Genomic DNA, 26,832 nt, shown 5'->3' with positions numbered 1-26,832 from the left:
ATCCCTTCGGTGGACGTCGAACACCTCGGCGTCCACCGAAGGTTGCTGGATCCCCGGCCGGAGATCAACAGGCCGGGGCGCGGTGCCCGCACAGGAGACGTTGACCACACCCGCCCACTGCGGGGATGCCGTCGCGCCTCCCGGCTGTTGCCGACGGGTGGCCCCACCCGAAGAAGATGAACAGGACATGCAGTGACTGACGAGAACGCCCGCCGTGCAGCAGACACCCTCTCGCGCCCCTTCTCGGTCCGCGGACTGACCTCGCGCAACCGGATCGCCATGGCGCCGATGACCCGGCAGTTCTCCCCGAACGGTGTTCCCGGCCAGGACGTGGCGGACTACTACGCCCGCCGCGCCGCCGGAGGCGTGGGCCTGATCATCACCGAGGGCACCTACGTCGACCACGCCTCCGCGGGGACCAGCGACCGGATACCGGTGTTCCACGGCGAGGACGCGTTCGCGGGCTGGGCGGGTGTCGCGGACGCCGTGCACCGGGAGGGCGGCGCGGTCATCCCGCAGCTGTGGCACGTGGGCGTCACCCGCTCCGAGGGGGCCCCGCCCGTCGCGGACGCGGAGCCGGTCGGCCCGTCGGGCTTGTCCCTGTCGGGCGAGCCCAAGGGGCGTGCCATGACGCAGAAGGACCTCGACGACGTCATCGGCGCGTTCGCCGACGCGGCGGCGGCCGCCGAACGCCTCGGCTTCGACGGGGTCGAACTGCACGGTGCGCACGGCTACTTGATCGACCAGTTCCTGTGGGAGGGCAGCAACCGCCGCACCGACGCGTACGGCGGCGGCATCGCCGCGCGCACGCGTTTCGCCGCTGAGATCGTGGCCGCGTGCCGTGCGGCCGTGTCCGACGCCTTCCCCCTCTTCTTCCGCATGTCCCAGTGGAAGATGGACGCCTACGCGGCGAAGCTCGCGCAGACGCCCGAGGAGCTGGAGACCATCCTCACGCCGCTGGCCGACGCCGGCGTCGATGTCTTCCACGCGTCCACCCGCCGCTACTGGCTGCCCGAGTTCGACGACTCCGACCTGAACCTCGCCGGCTGGGTGAAGAAGATCAGCGGCAGGCCCACGGTCACCGTGGGCTCGGTCGGCCTCGACGGAGACTTCTTCGGCGCCTTCCAGGGCAACAGCTCCTCGGTCACCGGCGTCGATCAGCTGCTGGAGCGGATCGAGCGCGACGAGTTCGACATGGTCGCCGTCGGCCGGGCGCTGATCGCCGACCCCGAGTGGGCCGCGAAGACGCTGCTCGGGCGCACCGAGGACATCACGCCGTTCGGCGCGGAGATGCTCAGCACCCTGCACTGAGCCGGCCGGGTCCCGGGCCCGGCGGAGCGGTGTCCGCCGCGCCCCGGCGGCGTACGGCGAAGGCCCGGCGGACCGGTGTCCGCCGCGCCCCGGCGGCGGTGAGCCTCCGCGAAGCGGGAGACCCGGGGCGTCTGCGCGGGCCATGGGCGAGGACGACGCGGACGCCCCACGAGCCGGGCAGTGCCCGAGGTCCGGGTCACCCGCCGTCCGTCTCCAGGGAGCCCGTGAGACGGAAGGCGGCCCCGGTTTCGAGGCCGAGGCGGGCTGCCAGGGCGAGGGCTTCGTCGAGCGTGGAGTCGGAGTCGGTCAGACAGCCGGCGGCGAGGGCGGGCGGCGCTCCGCCCTCGTTCAGCAGTGTGCCCCACTGGGCCCGGGTGAGAGCCAGGTAGCGGAGGCCTTCGAGCCCGGACAGGACGTCCAGGTCGGCGACTTCGGCCTCCGCCAGGTCGAGGCCGTGCAGGCGGGGCACACTGCGCAGCGGGGTGAGATCGACCGGAGTGGTGGACCTCAGACCGAGGGAGGCGAGGTGGGGGTGGCCGGCCAGCGGTGCCAGACCGGCGCCCTCGGCCGTGGTGTTCAGCGCTTCGACCGGCAGTTCCCGTACGGGCGACAGGTCGGCGGTGGCGGAGCCGGCGAGGCGGACACTGCGGAGGCGGTGGGCCGTGGCCAGGCGGGAGAGCTCGACGGGCCCGGTGGCGTCGTTGACGCGGACGGCCTGCAGGGTGGGCGGGATCTCGTCCGGAATGCCGTCGAGGGACTCACGGCGGGTGGGGGCGCGGTCGGGTTCGAGCAGCTCGAGGTAGTCGTCCTCCTCCTCGTACGCGTAGGCGCCACGGTCCAGCAGCTCCAGGTAGTGACCCAGGAGCGAGGTGACCGAGTCGGCGACGTGGGAAGGGCCCCTGTGGTGGTCGCGGCCGGTGCGGATGACCTGCCCCGGGCGGCCGTTGCGAGCAGGGGCGGTGTCGACGGCCAGGTAGTTGCCGTCCTCGCCGGAGGCGAAGCGCAGCCAGCCGGGGTGTCCTGCGCACCTGCGCACGGTCTCGGCGGGGTCGGCGTCGAAGATCACGGCGTCCCACTCGAGTCCCCATCCGGACCAGGGCGGTTCGGTGGCCCCGTATCCGTCACGTGCGGTGACGAGGTGTCCCAGTGAGAGCCAGGTGCTGCCCTGGAACAGGTAGCGGGGCTCGAGGCCCACGCAGTCACCGTCCGCGATCAGGTACAGCGCCCGCAGGTCGGCGGGCAGACGGCGGCCGAGCTCGCGTTCGGCGGCGTCGATCGCCGCGGGGGTGGCGGGCGGGGGCAGTTCCTCGCGGCGCCCCAGGATCGCGGCCCGTCGTTCGAGGTAGGTGTGGAATCGGTCCACGGCCAGCTCCGGGTCACCGGCCGGCCCGGCGGTACCCGCCTCCTGGTGCATGCCCGGCCGGGACACCCGGTGGCCGGGGTCCAGGATCACGCGGAAGCCCCGGCCCGTCCCGGTCACCCGGCGGACGGCGTCGTCGCACACCACGAGCCGGTACTCCCCGGACGGCCCGGTCCGCAGCTCGATGCTGACGGATTCCCGGCCGCACTCCTGGCGCACCGCCTCGGTCAGGGGCCTGATCACCGTCCAGAGCGACGGCAGGTGGCCTCCCGCGGAGTAGCCGCCGCTCAGCGACGTGCCGCCCGCGTCGGCTCGGCAGTGCAGCACCGCCTGCGACCGGCCGCCGGGTGCCTTCGCCACGATCGCCTCGACGACCGCTCGTACCGCCTGCTCCACCATGATCCGTCGTCCCCCGCCGCCCTCTGTGGTCCCCGGGATCATGCCGGCTCCCGGTGTGCCGTTCACCGGCGGCGTCCTGCGCTCCGGGTGGTGGGAGGAGACGCGCCCGAGCGGTGGCCCTGTCTCCGAGCCGCCCGGACCCGGCCGGGGGGTGTACAGTTTTTGGGGTCCTGTCGTCTCCGATAGAGGTGGACGTTGCGCATCTGAGGTCCGCGATCATCGCGCGGTACGGCCCCTGCCGTAGCCCGTCACGCCCTGTCGGCCTTTACGCCGCCCCGTGACCCACCGCGTGGATGCGACCTCGGTGCATGAGCCGTCCCCCGTTCCCGGAGGACCGCACCCTTTCCTCTCCCGGCCGGTCGCCGCGTGGTGCTCGCACACGAAGCCCCTGTTCACATGCTTGCGACTGCGAGGACCACATGGCCCTTCCCACCACTCCCGCCGCATCACTCAGCTGCTCCGCCCTGTCCTTCGGGTGGCCGGACGGCACACGGGTCTTCGACGGGCTCTCCCTCAGCATCGGCCGGGGCCGGACCGGGCTCGTCGGGACCAACGGTTCCGGCAAGTCCACCCTGCTGCGGCTGCTCGCCGGCCGGCTGAAGCCCTCCGCGGGCTCGGTCACCGTCGGCGGGCACCTCGCCTACCTGCCGCAGAACCTGACCCTCGACACCGGTCTCCGTGTCGAGGACGCCCTCGGCATCACCGAGCGGCGTACGGCGCTGCGCGCGATCGAGGCCGGTGACGTCGCCGAGCAGCACTTCGAGACGGTCGGCGACGACTGGGACGTCGAGGAGCGGGCCCTGGCGACCCTGGGTTCGCTCGGCCTCGGCGACGTCGGACTCGACCGCACCGTGGGGCAGTTGTCCGGCGGCGAGACGGTGCTGCTGCGGCTGGCCGCGCTGCTGCTGGAGCGCCCCGACGTCCTGCTGCTCGACGAGCCGACCAACAACCTCGACGTGTTCGCGCGGCGTCGGCTGTACGAGGCCGTCGAGACCTGGCGTTCGGGCGTGCTCGTCGTGGTCAGTCACGACCGTGACCTGCTGGAACGGGTCGACCGCATCGCCGACCTGCGCGCCGGCGAGGTCAGCTGGTACGGCGGCGGCTGGTCGGCCTACGAGGAGGCCGTGGCCACCCAGCAGGAAGCGGCCGGCCGCATGGTGCGGGCCGCCGAGTCCGACGTACGCCGTCAGAAGCGCGAGCTGGAGGAGTCACGGGTCAAGGTCGCCCGCCGCCAGCGGCACAACAAGAGGATGGACGCCGAGAGGCGTGCGCCGAGGATCGTCGCGGGCGCGCACAAGCGGTCCTCGCAGGAGGCGGCGGGAAAGCTCCGCGGCCTGCACGAGGACCGGCTCCAGGAGGCGAGGGAGCGGCTCGACACGGCGTCGGAAGCGGTCCGTGAGGACGCCGAGATCCGGGTGCGGCTCCCCCACACCGCCGTGCCCGCGGGCCGCACGGTCCTGAGCGTGCGCGGGCTGCGGCCCCGCTTCGGCACCCTGCGCGACGGTGAACTCCACGTGCAGGGGCCCGAACGCATCGCGCTGATCGGGCGCAACGGGGCGGGCAAGACGACCCTGCTGCGGACTCTCACCGGAGAGCTCGCACCCGTCGGCGGCGAGGCCAGGACCTTCGTCCCGCTGCGCTTCCTGCCGCAGCGCCTGGATGTGCTGGACGACGCTCTGGGCGTCGCGGCGAACGTGGTCCGCATGGCACCCGGGACCACCGACAACGAGATCCGCTCCCAGCTCGCCCGCTTCCTCTTCAAGGGGGCACGCGCCGAGCAGCCGGCCGGCACCCTCTCGGGCGGCGAACGCTTCCGCGCGGCCCTGGCGGCGACGATGCTCGCCACCCCGGCCCCTCAGCTGCTGATGCTGGACGAGCCGACCAACAACCTGGACCTGGCGAGCGTCCGGCAGCTGACGAGCGCGCTGGAGTCCTACGAGGGCGCTCTGATCGTCGCCGGCCACGATCTGGCGTTCCTGGACTCGGTCGGCATCAACCGCTGGCTGCTCGTGGAGGAGGAGCTCACGGAGCTGGACGCCGAGGAGGTGCGCGCGCTGCTCGGCGCATCCGACGCGACCGGGTGACCGGTGGTGTACTGGAGGGGTGCGGGCCGCGTCACCCGGGCCCGCCCCCGGCACCACCGGCTACCGATCCGGATCTGCTCATGCACCCTCATGGATTCCGATGCCTCCCCCGGGCCCTCGCGGGCGCGGGCGTCGTCCTGCTGGCGGCCGGAGGCACGACGGCGGCCGCCGCCACGCCTCCCCCGGTCGCCGCCGCCACCGCACCGGCCGCCGCCGGCCCGTCCACCGCGTCCCCGTCCGACCGGACCGACCCGCGTACCGCGACGGCGGAGATCACCATCCCGTCGATCGGCGTGGACGGCCTGCGCGTCGTCCCGTACGAGGGCACGACGGACGACACCCCGGGGACCCGCGTCCAGGACCGTGGTGTGGCCGCCAGCCCCTACGGCGAGAACGGCGGCGTCGGACCGGGCGAGGTCGGCAACTACCTGGTGACCGCCCACCGGCTCTCCGCCGGGGGCCCGCTCCGCGACCTGCCGGCGCTGGGGAAGGGCGACACCGTCCTCGTCGAGGAGCGCGGCACGGTGTACGAGTACCGGATCACCGAGTCCCGGCAGACGTCCTTCCGCTCGGAACGCTCGCTCGCCGAGCAGCGGGCGGAGGTACCGGGCGAACCCGGCGAGAAGCCGACCCGGGCGATGATCACTCTCTCCACCTGCGCGACCCCGGAGGACGACGCGGCCGGGAACTTCTGGCGCGACGCCCACCACAATCCGGAGCACCGCATCGACAGGATCGGCGTACTGGTCTCCTCCCGGCCCGCGTGACCGGCCCGGGTGACCGGCCCGGGGGACGGTCCGAGTGACCGGCCCGGGTGACCGGCCCGGGTGACGGTCCGGGTGACCGGCCCGCTTGACGGTCCGAGTGACCCGGCCCGCGTGACCGCGCCCGGCCCGGGACCCCTCATGAGCCTCCGGGCATGTCGGTCGGGAGCTCCAGCCACCGGGCCGTACCCGGTTCGATGACGTAGGAGCTGCCGTCCAGCCGGACTCGCACCCCCGGCCGCTCCGAGTCCGGTACGGCGATCCGGAGGCGTTCGGCACGCAGGCGCAGGTCCACGTCCCAGTGCCGGCGGAAGCGGATCCGCATACGGAACTTGGAGAGCTGGGGCAGGGTGGCGGGCGCGAGCCACAGGGCGTCGTCGCGGGTCTCCAGGCCGGTCATGCCGCGCTGGACGAAGTCGAGGGTGCCGGCCATCGCCCCCAGGTGGATGCCCTCCTCGGTCGTACCGCCCTGGATGTCGGCGACATCGCCGATCAGCGCCTCCTCGCAGTACGCCCAGGCGTCGTCGCGGTTGACCCGGGCGAGCACCCAGGCGTGGACGAGGGAGCTGAGGGTGGAGCCGTGACTCGTGCGCCCCGTGTAGTGGTCGACGGTGGCCCGCCAGGTCTCGTCGTCGAGTTCGTGGCCGAGCCTGCGGAAGAGCGCGGCGAGCTCCTTGGGGGAGAACAGGTAGCCGAGCATCAGCACGTCGGCCTGCTTGGACGCCTGGTAGCGGTTGACGGTGTCGCCCTCCGCCTCCAGGATCCGGTCGAGTCGCCTGATGTCCCCGTAGCGCTTCCGGTAGGCGGCCCAGTCCAGCTCGGCCAGGTCCCCGTAACCGTCGAACTGGCTGATGACACCCCGGTGGTACGGGATCCGCAGCTTCCGGGAGACGTCGTCCCAGCGGTCCAGCTCGGCGGGGTCGAGCCGGATCATCTCGAGGAGCTGCCGGCACCGGCTCACGGGCAGGGCGCGGCAGAGCTCGCCGGCGCGCTGGAGCACCCAGGCCGCCGTGACGTTGGTGTACGTGTTGTCGTCGAGCCCCGCCGCGTCGGAGTCCGGATAGGCGTCGTGGTACTCGTCGGGCCCCACCACCCCCCGGATGCGGTACCGCCCGAGGGAGTCGTCCCATTCGGCGCTGTCCGCCCAGAAACGGGCGATCTGCAGGATCATCTCGGCGCCCTTGGAGTAGAGGTACTCCGTGTCGCCGGTGGCCTGGCAGTACTGCCACACGTTGTAGGCGACGGCCGAGCCGACGTGGTGCTGCAGCCGTGAACGGTCGGGGAGCCACCGCCCCGAGTGCGGGTTGAGGTGGAGCTCCTGGGTCTCCTCCCGCCCTTCGTCGGCGCTCTGCCACGGATACATCGCGCCGCGCCTGCCGACCGCCTCCGCCGCCGCGCATGCCGCGGGCAGCCGTCGGTGGCGGTAGTCGAGCAGCCCCCGTGAGACCTCCGGGAGATGCATGTTCAGGAACGGCAGGACGAAGAGCTCGTCCCAGAAGACGTGCCCCCGGTACGCCTCGCCGTGGAGTCCCCTCGCCGGTACGCCCACGTCGAGTTCCGCGGTGTGCGGCGAGAGGGTCTGCAGGACGTGGAAGAGGTGCAGCCGCAGGATGCGCCCGGGCTCGCCCGGCACCTCCAGCTTCACCTGTTGCCACAGCTCCTTCCAGGCCCGGCGGTGCGAGGCCCGCAGCCGGGAGTACACGGGTGCGTCACCGACCACGGACACCGCGGCCCTCAGCGGACTGCCGATCGCCGGGTCGCGGGAGGTGTAGAGGCCGATGGTCTTGTCGACGACGGCACCGGACTCCGGGGTGAGCGGCAGCAGCAGCCGCTGGTGGACCGCGCGGGGCTGCTGCTCGGGTTCGGCCCGGTGGTCGCCGTTGCGTTCCGGTCCGCAGGAGGCCACGGTGCGGGCGGCGAGGGCGATGCTGATGTCCGACTCCACCGTGCGGCACCGCAGCCAGACCATGGAGCCTGGTTCCGTGCCGGTCTCCCAGCCGGTGAGGTGCCGGTCGGCCAGGGCTCGGTAGCGTGCGACGCCGGTGTTGCGGATGTCGCCGTCGATCCCTGCCTCCACCTCCAGTTCGCCCGACCATCCCTCGGCGGTGAACGCCGTGTGGAGCGCGGCGAGATGGGGGTCTCCCATGTGCACCAGCCGTTCCTGCTCCACCGTCAGCCTGCGGCCGGCCCCGTCCTCGTACACCGAGCGGCGCGTCAGGATTCCTCCGCGCAGGTCGAGCGACTGCCGGTGGTCCACCAGGTGGGCGTGGTCGGGGGTCAGCCACGGGCCGGGGCCGACCCCGTCGGGGCGGATGCGATAGCGCAGCGGCAGCCAGTCGGGGAGGTTGACCACGTCCTCGTTCTCGACCTGCCGCCCCTGGACCGATGAGGTCAGCCGGTTGTAGCAGCCCGCGACGTAGGTGCCCGGGTAGTGCGCGTCGCCCGCGGGCGTCTCGGGCGCGGCCCCCCGCGTCGCGAAGTAGCCGTTGCCGAGGGTGCACAGCGCTTCGCGCAGGCGCTCCTTCTCCGGGTCGTAGCCCTCGTACGACCAGGTCCAGCCCCGCGCCATCAGTCCTCCCCCGTGATCAGCAGGTCTCCCGGATCGGCCACCACCAGGTCCGCGCCGTGGCGGCGCAGGTCGCCGGCGCCTTCCGGGCTGTCCGACCGGTCCACGCCGATGACCAGCCCGAATCCGCCCCGGCGGCCCGCCTCCACTCCGGCCAGAGCGTCCTCCAGCACCGCGGTCTCCCCGGGCGGGACCCCGAGGCGCCGTGCCGCCTCGGTGAACAGCGCGGGATCGGGTTTCCCGGGCAGCCCCAGGCGCCGCGCCTCGTTGCCGTCGACCACCGCCGTGAACAGCTCCAGGAGACCCGCCCCGGCCAGGAGTTCGGTCGCGTGCCGGGAAGCGGACGCGGCGGCGAAGGGCACTCGCGCGTCGTGCAGCACGTGCAGGAGACGGACCGTCCCCGGCCAGACCGCGATCGGATCGGTGCGCAGGCTCCGGGTGAACACCTCGTCCTTGCGGGCGGCGACGGCCCACACCGTCCCGGTTCCGGGCGGATCGTCGGGGCTGCCTTCGGGGAGGCCGAGGCCCCTGGACGCGAGGAACGCGGCGGCACCGTCCTTGCGCGCCTTGCCGTCGACATGACGCCGGTAGTCCTCCGCCTCGTCGAAGGGCCGCTGCCCCTCGTGGGTGGCCAGGCAGGCGTCGAAGGCCTGCTTCCAGGCCGCGGCGTGCGCCGGGGCCGAGTCGGTGATCACGCCGTCCGTGTCGAACACGACGGCGTGTACGGAGAGCAGGACCGCGGCCGGTGACGGTGCGCGTGCCATGACCGGGTTGTCCCTTCGTCGAGGCGTCCCCCGTTCCATGGCACCAGGTTCCGGCCGGTGCCGCTCCCTGTGGCCCTGGAGCCCTCTCGCGGAGCCGTGCCCGGGAGTCATGCCGGCGATCATCCCGGAGGCCGGCCCGGAGACCACTCCGGGTAAAAAGTCGGAAAAGTTTCCGTCTGCCCGCTTTGGGATTACCGTGAAGGCATGGCCAGAACCGAGCGTCAGACCGACCGGCAGGCGGAGTACGTGTGTCCGGCCTGCAAGCAGCCCGTCGCGACCGTGATGGCACGGCACAAGACCCTCGGCATCTTCGTCCCGCACTGGGGTCCGGGGCCGTGTCACAACACCGCGTGCCACAGGGCCGTGGAGACCGCTGAAGCCTCGGACGCCGCCCGGGGCAGGGATTCCGTCGGCCACTGAGGAGCCCGGCCGACCGGACCTCGGACCTGATCCGGACCGGGACCGCTTCCACGCGCACCGTCGGGTTCGTCCACTCCTCGGCCGCGGAACCGGGGGTGGCCACCGGGTCCGTGGGTGAGACCGACCGCTGGGGACCGGATCCGCGTACGCTCGTCGCCCTCGCCGCGCACCACACATCCATGACCGTGACGCCTCCTTCGGTAACGGCCGGGGCCGCACACCCTGTCTTCGAGCAGATGGCCGGCCGCCGCGCCTCCAGGCTCAGCAGCACGCTCCGCCGACGCGGTCCGCACCCTCGCTCGGGGGGTTCAGACGTTCAGGCATTCAGGCGTTCAGGCGGAGTCGCTGACCGGGGAAGATGAGGTGCGGACCGCGGTCGAGGACCTCGCGGTTCAGTTCGTACAGGGCGGGCCAGCCACCGGACACGTCCGCGCGCTCGGCGATCACCGACAGGACGTCGCCCGACTCGACGACGTACGTCTCCTCGTCCGCCAGGTCTTCGGAGTAGTGCTTCCCGCCACTGCCGGCCGCGCCGCTGTTCCCGTCCTCGTGCGTGCTTCCCGCTGAACTGCCGGAGGAGGAACCACCGGAGGAAGAGCTGCCGGAGGAAGAGCTGCCGGAGGAGGAACCGCCGGACGACGAGGAACCGTTCGACGCGTTCGAGGACGACCCGTTGTCCGAACTCCCGGTCGACTGGCGCTGGGGTGCCGGCTGAGCCGTGTCGCTCCGGTCGGAGCCGCTCGACGAGGACGAGCTCGACGTGCCGTTCGCACCGAGGCGTCCGCAGGTGGGCCAGGCGCCCATTCCCTGGGAACGGGCGACACGCTCACCGACGGCGATCTGCTCGGACCGGGTGGCGAGGTCCGCGCGGGGCGCGTACTTCCCGCCGCCGTAGGCACGCCAGGTGGAGGGGGAGAACTGCAGGCCGCCGTGGTAGCCGTTGCCGGTGTTGATGTTCCAGCGTCCGCTGCTCTCGCACTCGGCGATGCGGTCCCAGTCCGTACCGGCCGTGACCGTCGGGGCGACGACGGCCCGGGCGGCCGGGGCGGCCTGGGCCGGTACGGCCTGGGCGGGGGCCTGGGCGGGGGCGTCCGCGGCGCTGCGGCCGGCGAGGCCCAGCACGCTGAGGAGGACGAGCAGAAGGGCGAGCACCGATTCGACGGGCCGCTTGGCGAGGGGTGATGCCGGCATGACGGTATTTCCTCCGCTGTGCTCCGGAAGGTGTGCAAGGGCACGAACAGATAAGCCGCCGATATTCTTTTTCTCGGGCTTTGACGCGTTCAACGCCCGCACATTCACTCGGGTGGAGGGTCTCCCATGGCACTGTTCGGTAACGCTCACACCGTCGATCCGGCCGCCGCGCAGCGCGACTACGCCCGGCTCCTCGGGCCCGGCGAGCAGGTGCACGCCGCCTACCTGCTGATACGCGACACGATCCTGTTCACCGACCGCAGGCTCGTCCTCGTCGACAAGCAGGGCATCACCGGCAAGAAAGTGGAGTACCACTCGGTCCCCTACCGGAGCATCACGCACTTCTCGGTGGAGACGGCCGGCACCTTCGACCTGGACGCCGAGCTGAAGATCTGGGTCTCCGGCTCCGCCACCCCGATCCAGAAGACGTTCACCAAGGGCGTCGACATCTACGAGGTGCAGGCCGTCCTCACCCAGTACGTCGCCGGGTAGGCACTACCGCTTCTGGGCCCGCAGGCGAGCCATCTCCGCCCGGATGGCGGGAAGTTGGGCATAGAGGGCTTCGCCGGGGCAGTACGTCGAGAAGGTGTCGCGGTGCCCGGCCACCGCATGGAGGTAGACGACCTCACCGCGCCGGTACAGGCTCTCGTCGTTCGTCGAGACCATCCGCACGATGCCCCGCGGATCGACGGCCCCGTCCAGCTTCCACGCGCCCACCTTCGCGATGCCCTCGATGAGCGCCTTCGGCACCGGCACGCCGGGGTCGAAGGTGCCGAGGGCCGCGATCCCCACGCTGTGCGCGTTGAACCCGGTGGCGTGGGCCCCGCGCACGGAACGCCCGACACCGCCCGCCCTGCCCTCGTATATGGTCCCGCAGCGGTCGACGACGAAGTTGTAGCCGATGTCGTCCCAGCCCTCGCCCCTGACGTGCGCCTCCTCCATCGCCCGGAGCAGGCCGGGCGCGTCGGCGCAGTCGTATCCGTTGGGGTGCCCGGTGTGATGGACGAAGACGGCGTTCACCGTCCCCGTGTACACGGCGTGCTCCTTCACCAGGCTCTCGTCCGCGTGCCACTGCGCCCTGGTGACGATCGCGGGCCTCGGGGCCCCGGCCGGCACCGGCGGCTTCCCGGCGGCCGACTCGGGCACGACGAGGCGCACCGGCGCGTCCCGGAAGACCAGGAAAGCCAGCGGCACGACCATGGCGCACACGGCTGTTCGTCGAAGCCACATAGGGCCACCATGCGCGCTGACCAGCCACTTCGCAGATGCCCGCACCCGATCGGGTGACAGCGCCCAGCACGGCCTCCGGCAGCTCCGGCCGGTCAGGGAACCGGGACCGCCGGCTGCTGCTCGACGATGCGTGCCGCGCGGTGCGGGGAGGTGTCGAGCCGGGCCAGGACACCGGGGACCGCGTTGTTGGGGAGGATCAGCTCGAAGAGGGCCGAGATCTCGGCCACCAGGTCCGGCGGCTCGGCCATGGACTCGGTGACCAGCTGGACACCGGTCCACGCCCCGACGAAGAGCCGGGAGGTGGCACCCGGATCGACGTGCGGAAGGAGCTCGCCCCGGTCCTTGGCCTCGGTGAGTATCTCCGTGCCGAGGGCGATCCAGTCCGGCCAGCGGGTACCGAAGAGGCCGCGCGCCCGTGGGTCGACGGAGAGCCGGATCGAGGCGCTGAGCAGGGGCTCGCGGGGCAGCCGGTAGGCGAGCAGGAGCGCTATGTCCACCCATTCCTGCAGCTTGAAGGTCTGCGGGGTGACCCCGTCCGAGGTCACCGCCTCCTGGAGGACCCCACGGGCCAGCTCTTCCTTCGACGTGAAGTGGAAGTAGAGCGAGCCCCTCGTGAGACCGGACCGCTCGAGGATCGCCGCGATCGTGGCGGCGTCGTAGCCGTGCTCGTCGAAGACCTCGGCGGCCGCTTCCAGGAAGATTCTGCGCGTGCGGATCGCCCGTTGCTGTTGTGCCAACTCGCGCTCCCGTTGAACGTGGCCTGACGCTTCTTCAAAAAGTACCGATTAGCCGGTATCATATCAGCGCCGTGGTGACCACTTTGAGTGATGTCCGGGAGGGCCGTGCCCGACATACCTGTTGCCCCATGGCCGTCGCACAGAGCGGCGGACGACAGGGGTGGCATACCGCAGGAGTACGTCCATCTCGGACGTCCCGACATGGTCTTCCTCACCGGCTGGCGGTGCGAGGAGGATGGCGAGTTCTCGCTCACCGCGAGGTGGCCGGCGCCCGCGACAGGGCTGCCCTACGACCCCCGGGTGCTGACACAGACCATCCGCCAGAGCGGTCTGGTCATCGCGCACGGGGAGTACGGCGTCCCCCTCGACCATCAGACCCTGCTGCATTACTTCGACTTCACCGTGCTCCCGGGGTTCAGCGTCGCACCTGGCGGGCCCTGCGGACTCTCCGTCGAGGTCTCCGTCACGGAGCCCAAGATGCGTGGCCGGTCGGTCAGTTCGCTCGGCATGGACGTCCGTGTCCTCCAGGGTGACATCATCGTGGCCCGGGCGGATTCCGAGTTCGGCTGGATCTCTCCGCGCGCCTACCGGCGGCTCCGCGGTGAACACCTCGCCACCGAATGGAACGCATGGCCGCTTCCCGCCCCGGTGGACCCGGGCACCGTGGGACGGCCGGCCCCTGCCGACGTGGCGCTGGCTCCCGGAGACCGCCCTCTCCACTGGCAGTTGCGCAACGACGTCGGCAACACCCTGCTGTACGACCACCCGGTGGATCACGTCCCGGGACTCGTCCTGATGGAAGCGGCCCATCAGGCCGCGAACGCCGCCCTGCACCCAGCCCCCTTCGAAGCGACCACCGTCACCAGCGCGTTCGAGCGGTACGCCGAGTTCGACCGCCCCTGCTGGTTCGAGGCGGAGGTCCTGCCCGCCGTGACCGGGGAGACCACGGTCCTGGTCACGGCGGTACAGGACGGGGAGACCGTCTTCCGGGGCCGGCTGACCGGCCTCTGCGGCTGACGGCGTCCGCCCGGGCGCACGGCTCACTGGTTGATGAAGCCGCCGTCCACCGGCACGACCGTGCCCGTGAGGAACGGGCAGCGATCGCTGAGCAGCCAGGCCGCGGCGTTGGCGATCTCCTCCGGTTCAGCCGTACGCCCTTGCGGGGTACGGCTGTTGACCATCTCCTCCAGGCCGGGGTTGCGGCCGAACCAGTCGGCGGTGATCTCGCTGCGCGTGGTGCCGGGCGCGACGGCGTTGATCCTGATGCCCTGTTGGGCGTACTCGTCGGCGGCGGCCCTGGTGAGGCCGACCACCGCGTGCTTGGCGGCTATGTAGGGCGCGGCCGCGGGTATGGCCACGAGCCCGCCCACGCTGCTGTTGTTCACGATGGAGCAACTGCCCGTGTTCGTCAGCATGGCCGCTATCTCGTGCCGGAGGCAGTTCCAGACGCCCCGCACGTTGGTGTCCATCACCGCGTCGTAGACGTCATCCCCCATCAGGTGCAGGGGAGTTCGGTCACCTCCGAGCCCCGCGTTGTTGAAGGCCGAGTCCAGGCGCCCGTAGGTCCCGACCGTGAAGTCGACGGCGCGCGCGGCATCCGCCGCCACCGTGACGTCGCAGACCACGTACGAGGCCTGCGCGCCCTTGTCCTTCAACTCGGCCACCAGTGAGGCCAGTCGGTCCTCCCGGCGGGCGGCCAGGACGACCGTCGCGCCTTCCTCGGCGAACACCCGTGCCGCCGCCGCGCCGATTCCGCTGCTCGCCCCGGTGATCAGGACGACTCTGTCGTGGAGAAGATCGCTCATGGCCGCAGTCTGGCAGGCCGGCGGGTGCCGGGCCACGGCCGTTCCCGTACCACGCGGTCCTGCGCGGACCCGTGGCCGCTCCGGTGCGTGGGGAACGCCGGGCGTTACGGTGGCGGCTGCCCGTTCCGCACCGTCGGATGACGACACAGAGTGACCACTAAAACAGACTGAACGTACCGTTTCTATGTCTCTCCCCGGGAGAGACCGACGGAGAACCGCGGACCAGGGTCCCGCTCGGCGGCCCCGCGGTACCGTGCGGCATGCTCGCGATCCGGTTCGACCGCTTCGGTGGTCCAGAAGTGCTCCGTCCCGTCGAACTGCCGGCCCCCGTGCCCGGTCCCGGCGAGGTGCTCCTCACCGTCGAGGCCGCCGGGGTGAACTTCGCGGACACCCACCAGACGGACGGCTCCTACCTCGGCGCCGACGCCCTGCCGTACGTCCCTGGCAGCGAGGTCGTGGGCCGCACCCCGGACGGCAGGCGGGTCCTGGCCCGGGTCTCGCACGGTTACGCGGAGCAGGTGACAGCCAAGGAGTCCGGCCTCCTGGAGATCCCCGAGGATCTCGGTGCCGCCCAGGCGCTCGCCCTGATGATGCAGGGGCTGACCGCCTGGCACCTGCTGCGCTCCGCCGCCCGGCTGCGGTCCGGCGAGACCGTCGTCGTGCACTCGGCGGCCGGCGGGGTCGGCAGTCTGGCCGTCCAGCTGGCCCGGGAGTTCGGCGCGGGCCGGGTCCTCGCCCAGGTCTCCACCCCGGCCAAGGAACGCCTCGTCCTGGAGCTCGGGGCGGACGCGGTGGTCACCTACCCCCTCGACGAGAAGGCGGACATCGTCCTGGACGCCGTCGGCGGGGACCTCTTCGACCGGGCCCTGGACTCCCTGGCGTCCTTCGGCCGGCTGGTGACCTACGGAAGCGCCGCCCGCACCGGCTTCACCCCGGTCGATCCGGCCCGTCTGGGCCGCCTCAACGCCTCCGTCACCGGATTCTGGCTCCGCCCCGCCCTCGCCGCCCCAGGAGCGGTCAGCGGCCCGCTCGAGGAGCTCTTCGGCCTGCTCGCCGCGGGCCGTCTGCGGCCGGTGGCCGGCGGCAGCTACCCGCTCGCCGAGGCCCGGCGGGCTCATGAGGACCTGCTCGCACGCCGGACCACCGGGAAGATCGTCCTGACCCCCTGAGCGGATCCGGGACCCTGACGCCCCCGGGCGGCCGGCCCGGCCGGCGACGGAGGTCGTCCGGACGTCCCCGCTCCAGCGGGGCGCCGGGCCACGCCCGCGGGCCCGTACGCACCGCACCCCCGGGCCGCGAGGGCTTCGGGGGTGCGGTGCGTACGGCGCGGGGCCTGCGGCTCAGGCCTCGCCAGGCGTTCCGAGCAGCGCGGAGGCGTTCTCCAGCGGGGTGAGGGGCGCCGCGGGGGCGGGCACCTCCGCGGGGCGGCAGGTGAAGCCGAGACGCGTCAGCGCCCTCGTCACCTCGCCGGCGGTGAAGTCCCGGCGGTCCTGCCGGGTGATGATCTCGCCCACCTGCTTGACGGGGTAGACACGGCGGCTGATGACCACCGCGTCACCCGTGACGGGTTCGGGCTTGATGCCCTTCATCGAGTCCTCCACCTCGTTCTTGAACAGATCGAAGGGGAATCGGGCGATGACACAGCGCATGGTGCCTCAACAAGGTCGAAGAGAATGCGGGACAGGATCGGCCGGACCGCCGGCCGGATGGCTACGCGGCCTTGTTGGACCGGCGCTGCGCCGCCGCGGCACGCGCCTGCGGCGTCGCCGTGTTGGAGTTGGAGCGGCGCCCCTGGCCGGGACGCGCGCCGCGGCGGCCACGAGGACCGGAACCGCCGCCCTTGCGCTCCGACACCGGCGAGGTGATCGTGACGGGCACACCCGACGGAGCCTGGGCACCCGTGATGCGGCTGAGCTCGGCCTCGCCGGAGCGGACCTGCGCGATCTGCGGAATGATCCCGGCGTCGGACATCAGCCGGGTCATCTCGCGGCGCTGGTTGGGCAGCACGAGCGTGACGACACTGCCGGACTCCCCGGCGCGCGCGGTACGGCCGCCACGGTGCAGGTAGTCCTTGTGGTCGCTGGGCGGGTCGACGTTGACGACGAGGTCGAGGTTGTCCACGTGGATGCCGCGGGCCGCGACGTTCGTGGCGACGAGCACCGTGACATGACCGGTCTTGAACCGGTCCAGGGTGCGGGTGCGCTGCGGCTGCGACTTGCCGCCGTGCAGCGCGGCCGCCCGTACACCGCTGTTCAGCAGGTGGTCGGTGAGCTTGTCCACCGCGTGCTTGGTGTCCAGGAACATGATCACCCGGCCTTCACGGGCGGCGATCTCGGTGGTCGTCGCGTACTTGTCGGCGCCCTGGACGTAGAGCACGTGGTGCTCCATCGTCGTCACCGCACCGGCCGCGGGGTCCACCGAGTGGACGACCGGGTCGTGCAGGTAGCGGCGGACCAGCAGGTCCACGTTGCGGTCCAGGGTGGCCGAGAACAGCATCCGCTGGCCGTCGGGGTTGACCTGGTCCAGGAGCTCGGTGACCTGGGGCATGAAGCCCATGTCGGCCATCTGGTCGGCCTCGTCGAGGACGGTGATGGCGACGCGGTCCAGCTTGCAGTCACCGCGCTCGATGAGGTCCTTGAGCCGGCCCGGCGTGGCGACCACGACTTCGGCACCGCCACGCAGCGCGCTGGCCTGGCGGCCGATCGACATGCCGCCGACGACCGTGGCCAGCCGGAGCCTGAGGGACCGGGCGTACGGGGTGAGCGCGTCGGTGACCTGCTGCGCCAGTTCCCGGGTGGGGACGAGGACCAGGGCCAGCGGACGGCGCGCGTCCGCGCGGTTGCCCGCGGTGCGGGCGAGCAGGGCCAGTCCGAAGGCGAGCGTCTTGCCCGACCCGGTGCGGCCACGGCCCAGGACGTCACGTCCGGCCAGCGAGTTCGGCAGGGTGGCCGCCTGGATGGGGAACGGCACGGTCACGCCCTCGGAGCCCAGCGCCGCGAGCAGGGGCTCGGGCATGTCCAGGTCCGCGAAGGCCTCGGCGGCCGGAAGTGCGGGGGTGATGGTCACCGGCAGGGCGAATTCACCCGTGACGGCGGAGGAGCGGCGGCCGTAGCCGCCGGAGCGCTTCGGTCCGCCCGAGCGGCCCTGCGAACCGGGGGCGCCCTGCCGGCCGGACCCCGCCGAGCGGAATCCGTTGGCGGTACGGCTGCCGCCTGCGGATCCGCCGGAACGCGTCCGGGAAAATCGGTCGTTCGTGCGAGCTGTGCGATCGCGGTTCAATGGAGAACCCTTCCCTCGAATGGCACGTATCGAGGGATTCTTTCCGGGCGGCTGCAGCCATGTACGGCGCCAAGAATCGCAAGAACGAGCCGGTGAAATAACGAAAAACGAAGCCCGTCCGGCGGATGAACCAGCCGGATTCGGCACTCCATATGACTGCAGATAACCACCGAGCCGCAGTCCGGCCGCACCGGGAATTACTCCATCGGTACGACAGCCGCGGCAACAGCCGGGAAAACACAACGAGCTGGGGCCCGCACCCCAAGGTGCGGGCCCCAGCTGCGCCGTACGCCTGAGCGATCAGGCGGGGGTGATGTTCTCCGCCTGCGGGCCCTTCTGGCCCTGCGTGACGTCGAAGTTCACCTTCTGGCCTTCCTGCAGCTCGCGGAAGCCCTGGGCGGCGATGTTCGAGTAGTGGGCGAAGACGTCAGCGCCGCCACCCTCCTGCTCGATGAAGCCGAAACCCTTTTCCGCGTTGAACCACTTCACGGTGCCAGTAGCCATGTCATATCTCCTTCGGGGCGTTGCCCGTGGGCCCACACTGTGCGAGCCCTACGTCGCCGCAAATGATTGCCCCGTCCGGAAGAAACCGGAAATACAAAAGTGCACCCACCGGAGTGAAAACGGCGAGAGCACTTGAAGTTTTGGGAACCACAACTGCAACTGAGATCAACAGTAGCACGATTCGGGCACAAGCGAGCTGTACGCCATATCACTACAGATCCACTCCACCGAGCAGGGCATAAACTCTGACCGCTCATTGCGCGTATTTCTGTGCCGACGGAAACAGATATACACCCGTACGCCGGTCAGGAATCGGCGCCGCTCCGGCCGGGTGCGGGCCTGCGCAGCTCCTCGTTGAGGCGCAGGGCCTCCTCGAGCTGGTCCTCCAGGATGACGATGCGGCAGGCGGCGTCGACGGGCGTGCCGCCGTCCACCAGCTCGCGGGCCCGGGCGGCGATGCGCAGCTGGTAGCGCGAGTAGCGGCGGTGGCCCCCCTCGGAGCGCAGGGGCGTGATCAGGCGGGCCTCACCGATGGCCCTGAGGAAGCCTGGCGTCGCACCGATCATCTCGGCGGCCCGCCCCATCGTGTAAGCGGGGTAGTCGTCGTCGTCGAGACGGTCCGTGGCTTGCGACGGGGACTCCGGGGGCATCTGCACCTCTTCTGCTGCGCACCGGCCACCGATATGGCCTGGCTGCACAAGAAACCCTAGGCGTAGGGGTAGGTCATGTCTATTGCCGCCGGAACAGGTTTCCCCCGGTCCCGGCGTCGGCCGCCCGCCGGACCGGCGGGCGGGAGGCCCGGCCGGAGCCCTCCGTAGCCACGTGGCCACCCCAACAGGGCTGACCGGCCGGTCAGTTGTCGGCAGACCGGCGAACGGTCATACTGCTCACGTGGCCCTTCACGCATCCCCCGTCGTGAAGGGCCACATTGACGCGCGGACAGCGGTTCCCCCCTGGTCGCACGGCCCGCGCGCCCCGGAGAGAAACACGGCATGAACGGCACGGACAGGTCCACGACGGTGGCCCGGACGGTCACGGACGTCCTGCAGCCCCGCAACGTACTGCTCGTCGGAATGCTCGCCATCGGGCTGGCGTCCGCCGGTGACTGGACCGGCCTTCCCTGGGGGTTCCTCGGCGCCCTCTGCGCCGGCCTGGTCCCCGCCGGCTACATCGAGTGGGAGCGCGGGCGCGGGACGTGGGGTGACCGCCACGTCGTGGACCGGACCCAGCGGGCGCCGATCTTCCTGGTGATCCTGGGCTCGCTCGGCGCCGGTGCACTGATCATGGTCCTGGGCGGTGCCCCGCCCGGCATCCTGATCGCGATGATCTCCCTGTGGGCCATGACCACGGTGCTCCTGGCGGTGAACACGCTCTGGAAGATCTCGGTGGACTCGGCCGTCGCGTCGGCCGTGGTCGCCCTCCTCAGCGTCACGCACTCCCCGTGGTGGCTGTGCGCGGGTGTGCCGGCCCTCGCCGTGTGCTGGTCACGGGTGGCGCTGCGCTACCACTCGGTGGCCCAGACGGCCGCGGGGGCGGCTGTGGGCGCCTCGACCGCGGCCGCCTTCCTCTTCGCCTGACGCGGCCGCCTTCCTCCTCACCTGACCCGGCCGCCGGCGGCATCGCGGCCCTGCCCCGATTGCGAACCCGCCCGGGAGCCGGTTACGTGGACCGGGGGCCGCGCCGCGATGTCACCGGGAGGCACGCAGATGGCCAGGAAGTCGAACTCCAAGGTCGGTCTGGTCCTGAGTCTGGGCAGCAGCACGATCGCCGTGGCCCGCTCCGTCAACCGCCTGCGCAAGAACCGGGGCGCCCAGGACAACCTGGAGACGGCGAACGCCGTGGCCGGGCTCCTGCCCCTGATCACGTCCGCCCTGCTCGTGCTGCGCAGGCTGCGCGGTCACTCCCGGCAGCCTGCCGGGTGACGCCTCCGGGCCCGCCGCCCAGGCCGCGCCCGGAGGCGTTCAGTAGCCCCGGCTCCGCGAGACGAGCACCGCGATGTCGTCCTCGGCCGTGGCCGCGAACCGGTCCACGACCTCGTCCAGCAGATCCTCCAGGCGTCCGCTCCGCGGGGCCCGGAGACTCGTGAGCCGCTCGATCGAGACGTCGATGTCCTCCCCCCGGCGCTCCACCAGGCCGTCGGTGTACATGAACAGCACCGTCCCGGGGCCGCACGGCAGCACTGTCGTGCGGTAGCCGCCCATCCCCGTCCCCAGCGGTGGCCCCACGGGGATCCGCGCCACCCTCGCCCCCCGGTCGCCCGGATCGATGAGGACGGGTGGCGGATGGCCGGCGCTGGCCACCTCGCAGACGCCCTCCCTCCGGTCGACGACCGCGACCAGGCAGGTCGCCGCCCGGTCGAGGCCGGACTGTTCGACCGCCTTGTCGAGGCGCTCCAGGACGCGGTGCGGCGGGAAGTCGTCCTCGGCGATGATGCGCAGCATCGACCGGTAGTTGCTCATGGCGACGGCCGCCTCCACACCGTGGCCCATCACATCGCCCATGACCTTCATATGGCGCCCGCCCTTGAGCGGGATGGCGTCGAACCAGTCGCCGCCCACCAGGGCCCCCGCCCCCGCCGGCAGGTAGAGGGACGCGATCTCGATGCCCGAGCCGGGGGCCCGCGGCTCCGAGAGCAGGGACCGCTGGAGCTCGCCGGCGACACGGTGCTCCTGCGTGTAGCGGTAGGCGTGGTCCACGTCGACCGCCGCGCGGCCCGCGAGCGTACGGGCGACGACGACGTCGAGTCCCTCGGTGAAGGGGGGCGAGGAACCGGCCCGGACCAGGCTCAGCGCACCCAGCGGCCGGCCGGCCGCGGTGAGCGGCACCGAGACCACCGAGTGCAGGCCGATGGCACGGTAGGCGGAGACGCGCTCGGGGTCAGGGGTCGAGCGGGCGAACCAGGCGTCGTCGGCGAGGTTCTCGATCACGGATTCGCCGGTGGTCACGCACCGGGCCACCGCGGACTCCGGCGGGTAGTCGATGTCCGTCCCCGCCCCGCCGAACCGCGCGATGCCCTCCGCGAGTTGGGGGATGACCGCCAGCCCCGCGCGCCGCACACGCAGCGTCCCGGGGGCCGGCTCGCGGCTGTCCTGGTCCCCGCCTTCGGGAATCACCTCGACGACGGCGATGTCGGCCATCACGGGCACCACGAACTCCGCCAGTTCCTGGCAGGTGGAATCCGCGTCGAGACCGGTGCCGACACTGGCCGCCGCCTTGTCCAGGAGGGCCAGATAGCTCCTCGCCCGCTCGAGCTCCGACCGGTCGTCCTGGGTGGCGGTGATCTCCTGGGCGACGCAGGCCAGGCCCAGGACCCGGCCCTCCTCCTCGACGCGGTGGTAGGAGATGCGCCAGGACCCGCCCCTCCCGGGAGCCGCACCGGTCCGAGCGCCGACGGTCACCGCGCGTGCCCTGCCGTCGGCCAGCACCCGGTGCACCACGTCGGTCCGGACGTCGATCTCCGAAAGGACCTCGTCGACCGTCCTGCCGAGGTGGGCGGCCGCCGGCATGCCGTTGAGCCGTTCGAATGCCCGGTTCACATAGACGTAGCGCAGATCCGTGTCGAGGACGGCGACGCCGCCCGGGCTGCCGCCGAGCAGCACGGCCAGCCCGGCCGTGTCGAGGCGCGGCGGGTCGGCGTGCTCTTCGGCCTGCAACGGAGCCTCCAGGGGGATACGTCCCGCCGGGGGCTGGGCGGTCGCCCGCTCATGGCCCGACGAGCACCCGGTCCCTCATCGTCTGCCGCCCCGCGCCGCCCCGCATCTCCGCGGGGCGGGACTGCCGGTGTCCAGTCCGTCCAGCGGGAGGGTCCCCTCGGAGGCGGCCGCGCCCGACGGCAGCCCGAGCGCGGCCTCCACCCGCTTCGGAACCGGGGTCAGCCCCAGCATCCCGCTCACCAGCAGCCCCGTCAGGTGGTGCCAGGCCGGGGCCCGGCGGATCATCGCGTGATCGCTGCCCGGGATCGTGACCAGGCACGTACGGGCACCCGCCCGGCGGGCCCTGGCCGTGAGCGACTGGGACGCCAGAGGGCTCGTCACCCGGTCCCGGGTGCTGTGCAGCAGGACGACGTCGCGTCCCGCCAGCTGTGTCACCGGGTCGCCGGGCGGACACCACGGGGCGAGGCCGACCACGGAGCGGACCAGGGGGTGCCCGGCGGCGTGGAGGGCGGCGCGGGCGCCCATGGAGTGGCCGAGGAGGACCACGGGGATGTCCCCCGCCTCGCGGCGCAGCGCGTCCAGCGCGCGTAAGGCGTCGTGCAGCGGGTCCTCCCGGTGCCCGTTCCAGCCCCGGTGGGTGTACCGGACCCGCTGGACACGCACCCCGGAGTCACCGCGCACCGCGCGGGCCACCACCCGGGCGACCGGCAGCATCCGCAGACCGGGCAGGTTCATGGCGCCCGGCGCGGGTGCCGCCAGCCCCGTCTCGTAGCCGCCGTGGAGGATGAGCACCGCTGCCGACGGCGGTCGTTCGGCCACACGTACCTCCCGGTCGAGGTGCGGGGCCGACGCCCGCGCACTCCCCCCATATTCGGTGCCGGACGGCGTACGGATGGGTCGAACGTGTCGATGCGTGGAAGGTGCCGTTCACTGTACGAGGCACGAACCGTTCCCGAACGCGACCCAAGGAGCCTCGACATGGCGTCAGGACCCCGAATCGGCCAGCCGGCACCGGACTTCACCCTCCCGGGAGGCGTGCTCCTGGACGACGCCTTCGAGCGGCGCGACTACACGCTCTCCGCCGCACGCGGCAGGGCCGTGGTCCTGGCCTTCTACCCCGGCGACAACACCGCCGTCTGCACCAAGCAGCTCTGCTCGTACTCCTCCGGCTTCGAGACCTTCGAGGGCCTCGACGCCGAGGTCTGGGGAATCAGTCCACAGGGTGTGGACAGCCACGAGGACTTCGCCCGCGGCCACGGCCTGCGCATGCCGCTCCTCGCCGACGCGGACCGGGAGACCACCCGGGCCTACGGGGTCGCCGCGCCCGGCATCGGCGTACGCCGCTCCGTCTTCCTGATCGGGCCGGACGGTGTGCTGCGGTGGAAGCACGTCGCCCTGCTCGGCGCCACCTTCCAGTCGCTGGACACACTCGCCGAGCAGCTCTCCGGCATCAAAACCCCGTGAAAACTGCCGGACTCCGGCAGTACCCCCGCGGGGTCCGGCATGGGACCATTCAGGCAGTTCGACGGAAACTTTTCGGGGGAACCGCGCACACGGGGGAGTGATCGCGTGACCGTCTTTCTCGGTCTCGGCATTGCTGGAATCGCTCTGCTGACGCTGTCCCTGATCTTCGACGGAGTCCTCGAAGGGCTCTTCGGTGACGCGCTGGACGGACTGCTGAACGGTTTCTTCGACGGTCTGCTCTCCCTCCCCGTCGTCGCCGGCTTCCTCTCGATGCTCGGCTTCGGCGGGGCGATCGTCCTGGGCACCACCGACGTCGGCACACCGGTGGCCGTCGCGGCCGGCGCCGTGGCGGGCCTCGCCGCGGCCTGGCTGACCTGGAAGCTCAGCCGGGCCCTGATGCGCGATCAGACGACGGCCACACCCCGGGGCGAGGACCTCGTCGGCACCTCGGGGTCGGTCGTCACGCCGATTCCGGCCGACGGCTACGGCGAGGTCCTGCTCCGACTCGCGGGCCAGACCGTGAAGTTCTCCGCGAAGAGCGCCGTGCCGGTCGAACGCGGTGCCGAGGTCTGGGTGGAGGCCACTCTCTCCACCACCTCGGTCACGGTCCGCCCCGTCGAGCGCTGACCAGCCCGCTCCACACGCCTGTCCAGAACCCGTACAGCCGAACAGACTGCCGTCCCGTCGGGAGGGCAAGGGGGACAACTCTCATGAGTCCAGTACTGATCGCCATCATCGGCACCGTCGTCCTGATCGTGCTCCTGGCCCTCGCCGTGATCACCCGGTACAAGGTCGCGGGGCCCAGCCATGCCTTCATCATCACGGGCCGCCGGGGGAAGAAGTCCGTCGACCCCGTGACGGGCCGCACCAGCATCGACAACAGCGGCCAGAAGGTCGTGGTCGGCGGCGGCGTCTTCGTGGTGCCGTTCGTCCAGCAGAAGTTCACCCTCGACCTCTCCAGCCGGCACATCCCGGTCGCCGTGCGCGGTGCCGTCACCCTGCGCGGTGTGAAGTCCAACCTCGAAGGTGTCGCGATCGTCAAGGTCGGCGGCAGCGAGGACGCCATCCGCGCCGCGGCCCAGCGCTTCCTGCAGCAGCAGAACGGCATCGTCGGCTTCACCCAGGAGGTGCTCTCCGGGGCGCTCCGCGCCATCGTCGGCCGCATGTCCGTCGAGGACATCATCCGCGACCGCGCCGCCTTCGCCGGCCAGGTCGCCGAGGAGGCCGAGGCCAGCCTCTCCGGCCAGGGCCTCATCCTGGACGCCTTCCAGATCCAGGACATCACCACCGAGGGCTCCTACCTCGAGGACCTCGGACGCCCCGAGGCCGCCCGTGCCAAGCAGGAGGCCGACATCGCCGAGGCCATCGCCCGGCGTGCCTCCGAGCAGGCCCGGCTGAAGGCGGCCGAGGAGATCGCCATCGCCGAGCGGACGTTCTACCTCAAGCAGGCCGAGATCAAGGTCGAGACCGAAGCCGCGGCGGCCAAGGCCAACGCCGCCGGTCCGCTCGCCGAAGCCGCCCGCCAGCAGGAGGTCCTCACCGAGCAGGAGAAGGTCGCCGAGCGCCAGGCGGCACTGACGGACCGCCAGCTCGACACCAAGGTCCGCAAGCCCGCCGACGCCGCCCGCTACCAGGCCGAGCAGGAGGCCGAGGCCCGCCGCATCGCGCAGGTCAAGGAGGCCGAGGCGGACGCGGAGCGCTCCCGCCTGACCGGTCAGGGTGAGAAGCTCCACCGCTCGGCCCTCGCCGACGCCGTACGCATCGAGGGCGAGTCCGAGGCCGCCGCCATCGCCGCGAAGGGCGCCGCCGAGGCCGAGGCCATGCAGAAGAAGGCGGACGCCTTCGCTCAGTACGGCGACGCGGCCGTCCTCCAGATGCTCGTCGAGGTGCTCCCGCAGGTCGTCGCCAAGGCGTCCGAGCCGCTGAGCGCCATCGACAAGCTGACGGTCATCTCGACGGACGGCGCGAGCCAGCTGTCCCGCACGGTCACCGACAACGTGGCCCAGGGCCTGGAGCTCCTCAACTCCACGACCGGCGTCGACCTGGCCGCCCTGCTCCGGAACCTCCAGGGCAAGGCGGGCGGCAGCGCCGTGCCCGCGACGGTGCCCGCTCCGGCCCCGGCGGCCGACGGCGAGAAGATCGAGATCAAGGACTGACTCCCCCGTCCCCCCGTGCCCGGCCGGTGAGCCCTCACCGGCCGGGCACGCTCATGTCCGCCCCGTGCCCGGCCGCGACCCTCTCCCGCCAGGGCGTGTGGGCGTACGCGTCGGTCCCCGGGCCCGGATCCGGGAGACCGGCGGCCTCCGCCGCGAGCTGAGCCGCCCTCGCCTCGTCCCACGCGGCCCGCGCCGCAGCCCGACGGCACGGCCCGCACCGTGTCTCGTCCTCCTCGCCGGGGCCGGGCCGGAAGACGTGCTCGTCCCCCGGCGCGGCGCACCGCACCAACGGCACCGCTGCGGGCGCCCGTTCGGGCAGGGGCGCGGGGGCCGGGTACTCGGGCAGCTTCTGCACGAGCCTGTGCCGCAGGAACCCGACCGCCGACCGCACTCCGTCCGGCGGCAGATCGCTGACCAGCACCCGGCGCAGGTCCCCGGCGCTGACACCGCGCCGCAGCCATTCCACGGCGAACCCCACCAGCTTCCGGGCCTCCGCCACCCCCAGATGCAGCGAGCGGTGTGCCCGCCTCAGCGAGAGCAACAGCCGTTCGGCCTGCGCCTCTTCGGGGTCCGGGGCATCCCGGACCGCATCGTCGGCCGCTGGTTCGGTGGGTGGGTGGGAAGTGGTCTTCTCACGTTCTTCTTCTACCGGTTCTTGACCACCGACCACGCGAGCCCTCGGATGCCCGACCGCCAGATTCCGCTCACCCGGAGACACGACCGGCGGCAGCGGGGTCCCGGCCCGGGCCCCCTTCGCCTCGTCCGGGGTCAGGACGACATTGGCGAGGAGCTGTTCGGTGGTCCAGAAGCCCCGCCCGCCCTGCTGCCGCCACTCGTACAGGTATCCCGCGGTGACCAGCAGCTTCTTCGCCTTCTGGTAGGCCCGTCCGGTGATCCCGAGAGCCCGCGCGTGCTCGCTGAGGGCAACACTTCGCCGGTCGGCGGGAAGCCCCTGCACATAGAGGAGGAGGATCTTCGCGTCACTGCTCAGACGCGGGGTGCGCACAAGTTCGTTCGCGGCCTTCGTGTAGCCGCGAGACGGCGCGATAGCATGCCAAAGCATCCTGGTGGACCTTCTATCCACTGGTGGTGAAGGTCCTCGGGCTGTGCTGCTACACACGTCCGGGGACCGCGCCACGTGCGCG

Annotated in this window: 26 protein-coding genes; 12 read left to right on the top strand and 14 right to left on the bottom strand. The window is 72.0% G+C overall.

Features of this window, described 5'->3' with window-relative positions:
- Positions 1-192: 192 nt before the first annotated feature.
- Positions 193-1,311, top strand: coding sequence for an NADH:flavin oxidoreductase (locus ACIRJR_RS03265; RefSeq protein WP_403772996.1), 1,119 nt, complete (start codon positions 193-195; stop codon positions 1,309-1,311).
- Positions 1,312-1,507: 196 nt separating this feature from the next.
- Here ACIRJR_RS03265 and ACIRJR_RS03260 read toward each other — a convergent pair whose 3' ends face one another.
- A complete protein-coding gene (locus tag ACIRJR_RS03260) occupies positions 1,508-3,136 on the bottom strand; it encodes an SMI1/KNR4 family protein (protein ID WP_403772992.1) in 1,629 nt (542 codons plus the stop codon).
- A gap of 353 nt (positions 3,137-3,489) precedes the next feature.
- Between ACIRJR_RS03260 and ACIRJR_RS03255 the strand changes: the two genes are divergently transcribed.
- Positions 3,490-5,154 (top strand): ABC-F family ATP-binding cassette domain-containing protein, encoded by a 1,665-nt coding sequence (locus tag ACIRJR_RS03255; protein ID WP_403772989.1) that lies wholly within the window; start codon positions 3,490-3,492, stop codon positions 5,152-5,154.
- Positions 5,155-5,234: 80 nt separating this feature from the next.
- Positions 5,235-5,921, top strand: coding sequence for a class E sortase (locus ACIRJR_RS03250; RefSeq protein ID WP_403772986.1), 687 nt, complete (start codon positions 5,235-5,237; stop codon positions 5,919-5,921).
- A gap of 136 nt (positions 5,922-6,057) precedes the next feature.
- On the opposite strand, the gene ACIRJR_RS03245 is transcribed toward ACIRJR_RS03250, so the two are convergent.
- Complete coding sequence (locus tag ACIRJR_RS03245) at positions 6,058-8,487, bottom strand: glycoside hydrolase family 65 protein (protein ID WP_403772983.1); 2,430 nt, start codon at positions 8,485-8,487, stop codon at positions 6,058-6,060.
- A complete protein-coding gene (locus ACIRJR_RS03240; protein WP_403772980.1) occupies positions 8,487-9,248 on the bottom strand; it encodes an HAD family hydrolase in 762 nt (253 codons plus the stop codon). The genes ACIRJR_RS03245 and ACIRJR_RS03240 overlap by 1 nt, the downstream gene beginning before the upstream one ends.
- A 204-nt stretch (positions 9,249-9,452) precedes the next feature.
- On the opposite strand from ACIRJR_RS03240, the gene ACIRJR_RS03235 reads away from it, so the two are divergent.
- Entirely contained in the window at positions 9,453-9,668 is a 216-nt protein-coding gene (locus ACIRJR_RS03235) for a hypothetical protein (protein WP_403772977.1), read from the top strand.
- Between the two features lie 324 nt (positions 9,669-9,992).
- On the opposite strand, the gene ACIRJR_RS03230 is transcribed toward ACIRJR_RS03235, so the two are convergent.
- Positions 9,993-10,859, bottom strand: coding sequence for a transglycosylase family protein (locus ACIRJR_RS03230; protein WP_403772974.1), 867 nt, complete (start codon positions 10,857-10,859; stop codon positions 9,993-9,995).
- A gap of 126 nt (positions 10,860-10,985) precedes the next feature.
- Between ACIRJR_RS03230 and ACIRJR_RS03225 the strand changes: the two genes are divergently transcribed.
- Complete coding sequence (locus tag ACIRJR_RS03225; protein ID WP_403772971.1) at positions 10,986-11,351, top strand: PH domain-containing protein; 366 nt, start codon at positions 10,986-10,988, stop codon at positions 11,349-11,351.
- A 3-nt stretch (positions 11,352-11,354) separates the two neighbouring features.
- Here the strand turns inward: ACIRJR_RS03225 and ACIRJR_RS03220 are convergent, their stop codons facing one another.
- Both ACIRJR_RS03220 and ACIRJR_RS03215 read right to left on the bottom strand, forming a co-directional pair.
- Positions 11,355-12,089 (bottom strand): peptidoglycan recognition protein, encoded by a 735-nt coding sequence (locus tag ACIRJR_RS03220; protein WP_403772968.1) that lies wholly within the window; start codon positions 12,087-12,089, stop codon positions 11,355-11,357.
- A gap of 92 nt (positions 12,090-12,181) precedes the next feature.
- Positions 12,182-12,826, bottom strand: coding sequence for a ScbR family autoregulator-binding transcription factor (locus ACIRJR_RS03215; RefSeq protein ID WP_403772965.1), 645 nt, complete (start codon positions 12,824-12,826; stop codon positions 12,182-12,184).
- Between the two features lie 105 nt (positions 12,827-12,931).
- Here ACIRJR_RS03215 and ACIRJR_RS03210 point away from each other — a divergent pair, with 105 nt between their 5' ends.
- Positions 12,932-13,843: a ScbA/BarX family gamma-butyrolactone biosynthesis protein gene (locus tag ACIRJR_RS03210; RefSeq protein ID WP_403772962.1), complete on the top strand. Its 912-nt coding sequence runs from the start codon at positions 12,932-12,934 to the stop codon at positions 13,841-13,843.
- A gap of 23 nt (positions 13,844-13,866) precedes the next feature.
- On the opposite strand, the gene ACIRJR_RS03205 is transcribed toward ACIRJR_RS03210, so the two are convergent.
- Complete coding sequence (locus ACIRJR_RS03205; protein ID WP_403772959.1) at positions 13,867-14,631, bottom strand: SDR family oxidoreductase; 765 nt, start codon at positions 14,629-14,631, stop codon at positions 13,867-13,869.
- 260 nt (positions 14,632-14,891) lie between these two features.
- On the opposite strand from ACIRJR_RS03205, the gene ACIRJR_RS03200 reads away from it, so the two are divergent.
- Entirely contained in the window at positions 14,892-15,800 is a 909-nt protein-coding gene (locus ACIRJR_RS03200; protein ID WP_403772956.1) for a zinc-binding alcohol dehydrogenase family protein, read from the top strand.
- 171 nt (positions 15,801-15,971) lie between these two features.
- On the opposite strand, the gene ACIRJR_RS03195 is transcribed toward ACIRJR_RS03200, so the two are convergent.
- The 4 genes from ACIRJR_RS03195 to ACIRJR_RS03180 all read right to left on the bottom strand — a co-directional run bounded on the left by ACIRJR_RS03195 (position 15,972) and on the right by ACIRJR_RS03180 (position 19,064).
- Entirely contained in the window at positions 15,972-16,280 is a 309-nt protein-coding gene (locus ACIRJR_RS03195) for an SCO5918 family protein (RefSeq protein ID WP_403772953.1), read from the bottom strand.
- A 61-nt stretch (positions 16,281-16,341) separates the two neighbouring features.
- Complete coding sequence (locus ACIRJR_RS03190) at positions 16,342-17,910, bottom strand: DEAD/DEAH box helicase (protein WP_403772950.1); 1,569 nt, start codon at positions 17,908-17,910, stop codon at positions 16,342-16,344.
- Positions 17,911-18,210: 300 nt separating this feature from the next.
- Complete coding sequence (locus ACIRJR_RS03185) at positions 18,211-18,414, bottom strand: cold-shock protein (RefSeq protein WP_031090619.1); 204 nt, start codon at positions 18,412-18,414, stop codon at positions 18,211-18,213.
- Positions 18,415-18,719: 305 nt separating this feature from the next.
- Positions 18,720-19,064 carry a MerR family transcriptional regulator gene (locus ACIRJR_RS03180; protein WP_403772947.1) on the bottom strand — a complete coding sequence of 115 codons (345 nt, stop codon included), beginning with the start codon at positions 19,062-19,064 and terminating at the stop codon, positions 18,720-18,722.
- Positions 19,065-19,406: 342 nt separating this feature from the next.
- Here ACIRJR_RS03180 and ACIRJR_RS03175 point away from each other — a divergent pair, with 342 nt between their 5' ends.
- Both ACIRJR_RS03175 and ACIRJR_RS03170 read left to right on the top strand, forming a co-directional pair.
- The gene (locus ACIRJR_RS03175; protein WP_403772944.1) at positions 19,407-19,991 is read left to right on the top strand and encodes a hypothetical protein; all 585 of its coding nucleotides are present in this window, start codon (positions 19,407-19,409) and stop codon (positions 19,989-19,991) included.
- 129 nt (positions 19,992-20,120) lie between these two features.
- On the top strand, positions 20,121-20,336 hold the full coding sequence (locus ACIRJR_RS03170; RefSeq protein WP_403772941.1) for a hypothetical protein: 216 nt from the start codon (positions 20,121-20,123) through the stop codon (positions 20,334-20,336).
- Positions 20,337-20,375: 39 nt separating this feature from the next.
- Here the strand turns inward: ACIRJR_RS03170 and ACIRJR_RS03165 are convergent, their stop codons facing one another.
- A complete protein-coding gene (locus tag ACIRJR_RS03165; RefSeq protein WP_403772938.1) occupies positions 20,376-22,067 on the bottom strand; it encodes a SpoIIE family protein phosphatase in 1,692 nt (563 codons plus the stop codon).
- Between the two features lie 75 nt (positions 22,068-22,142).
- Positions 22,143-22,886, bottom strand: a complete 744-nt coding sequence (locus ACIRJR_RS03160; RefSeq protein ID WP_403772935.1) for an alpha/beta hydrolase — start codon at positions 22,884-22,886, stop codon at positions 22,143-22,145.
- Between the two features lie 159 nt (positions 22,887-23,045).
- Between ACIRJR_RS03160 and ACIRJR_RS03155 the strand changes: the two genes are divergently transcribed.
- The 3 genes from ACIRJR_RS03155 (at position 23,046) to ACIRJR_RS03145 (ending at position 25,687) form a co-directional block, all read left to right on the top strand.
- Complete coding sequence (locus ACIRJR_RS03155) at positions 23,046-23,531, top strand: peroxiredoxin (protein ID WP_403772932.1); 486 nt, start codon at positions 23,046-23,048, stop codon at positions 23,529-23,531.
- Between the two features lie 105 nt (positions 23,532-23,636).
- Entirely contained in the window at positions 23,637-24,158 is a 522-nt protein-coding gene (locus ACIRJR_RS03150) for a hypothetical protein (RefSeq protein WP_403772929.1), read from the top strand.
- Between the two features lie 83 nt (positions 24,159-24,241).
- Complete coding sequence (locus ACIRJR_RS03145; protein ID WP_403772926.1) at positions 24,242-25,687, top strand: flotillin family protein; 1,446 nt, start codon at positions 24,242-24,244, stop codon at positions 25,685-25,687.
- A gap of 34 nt (positions 25,688-25,721) precedes the next feature.
- Here ACIRJR_RS03145 and ACIRJR_RS03140 read toward each other — a convergent pair whose 3' ends face one another.
- A complete protein-coding gene (locus ACIRJR_RS03140; RefSeq protein WP_403772923.1) occupies positions 25,722-26,750 on the bottom strand; it encodes a hypothetical protein in 1,029 nt (342 codons plus the stop codon).
- Positions 26,751-26,832 lie beyond the last annotated feature (82 nt).

The sequence above is a fragment of the Streptomyces sp. NPDC102402 genome (assembly GCF_044765765.1).
GTDB lineage: Bacteria > Actinomycetota > Actinomycetes > Streptomycetales > Streptomycetaceae > Streptomyces.
The sequence above is the reverse complement of the archived record's forward strand: the minus strand, read 5'-3'. Positions and strand labels throughout refer to the sequence as shown.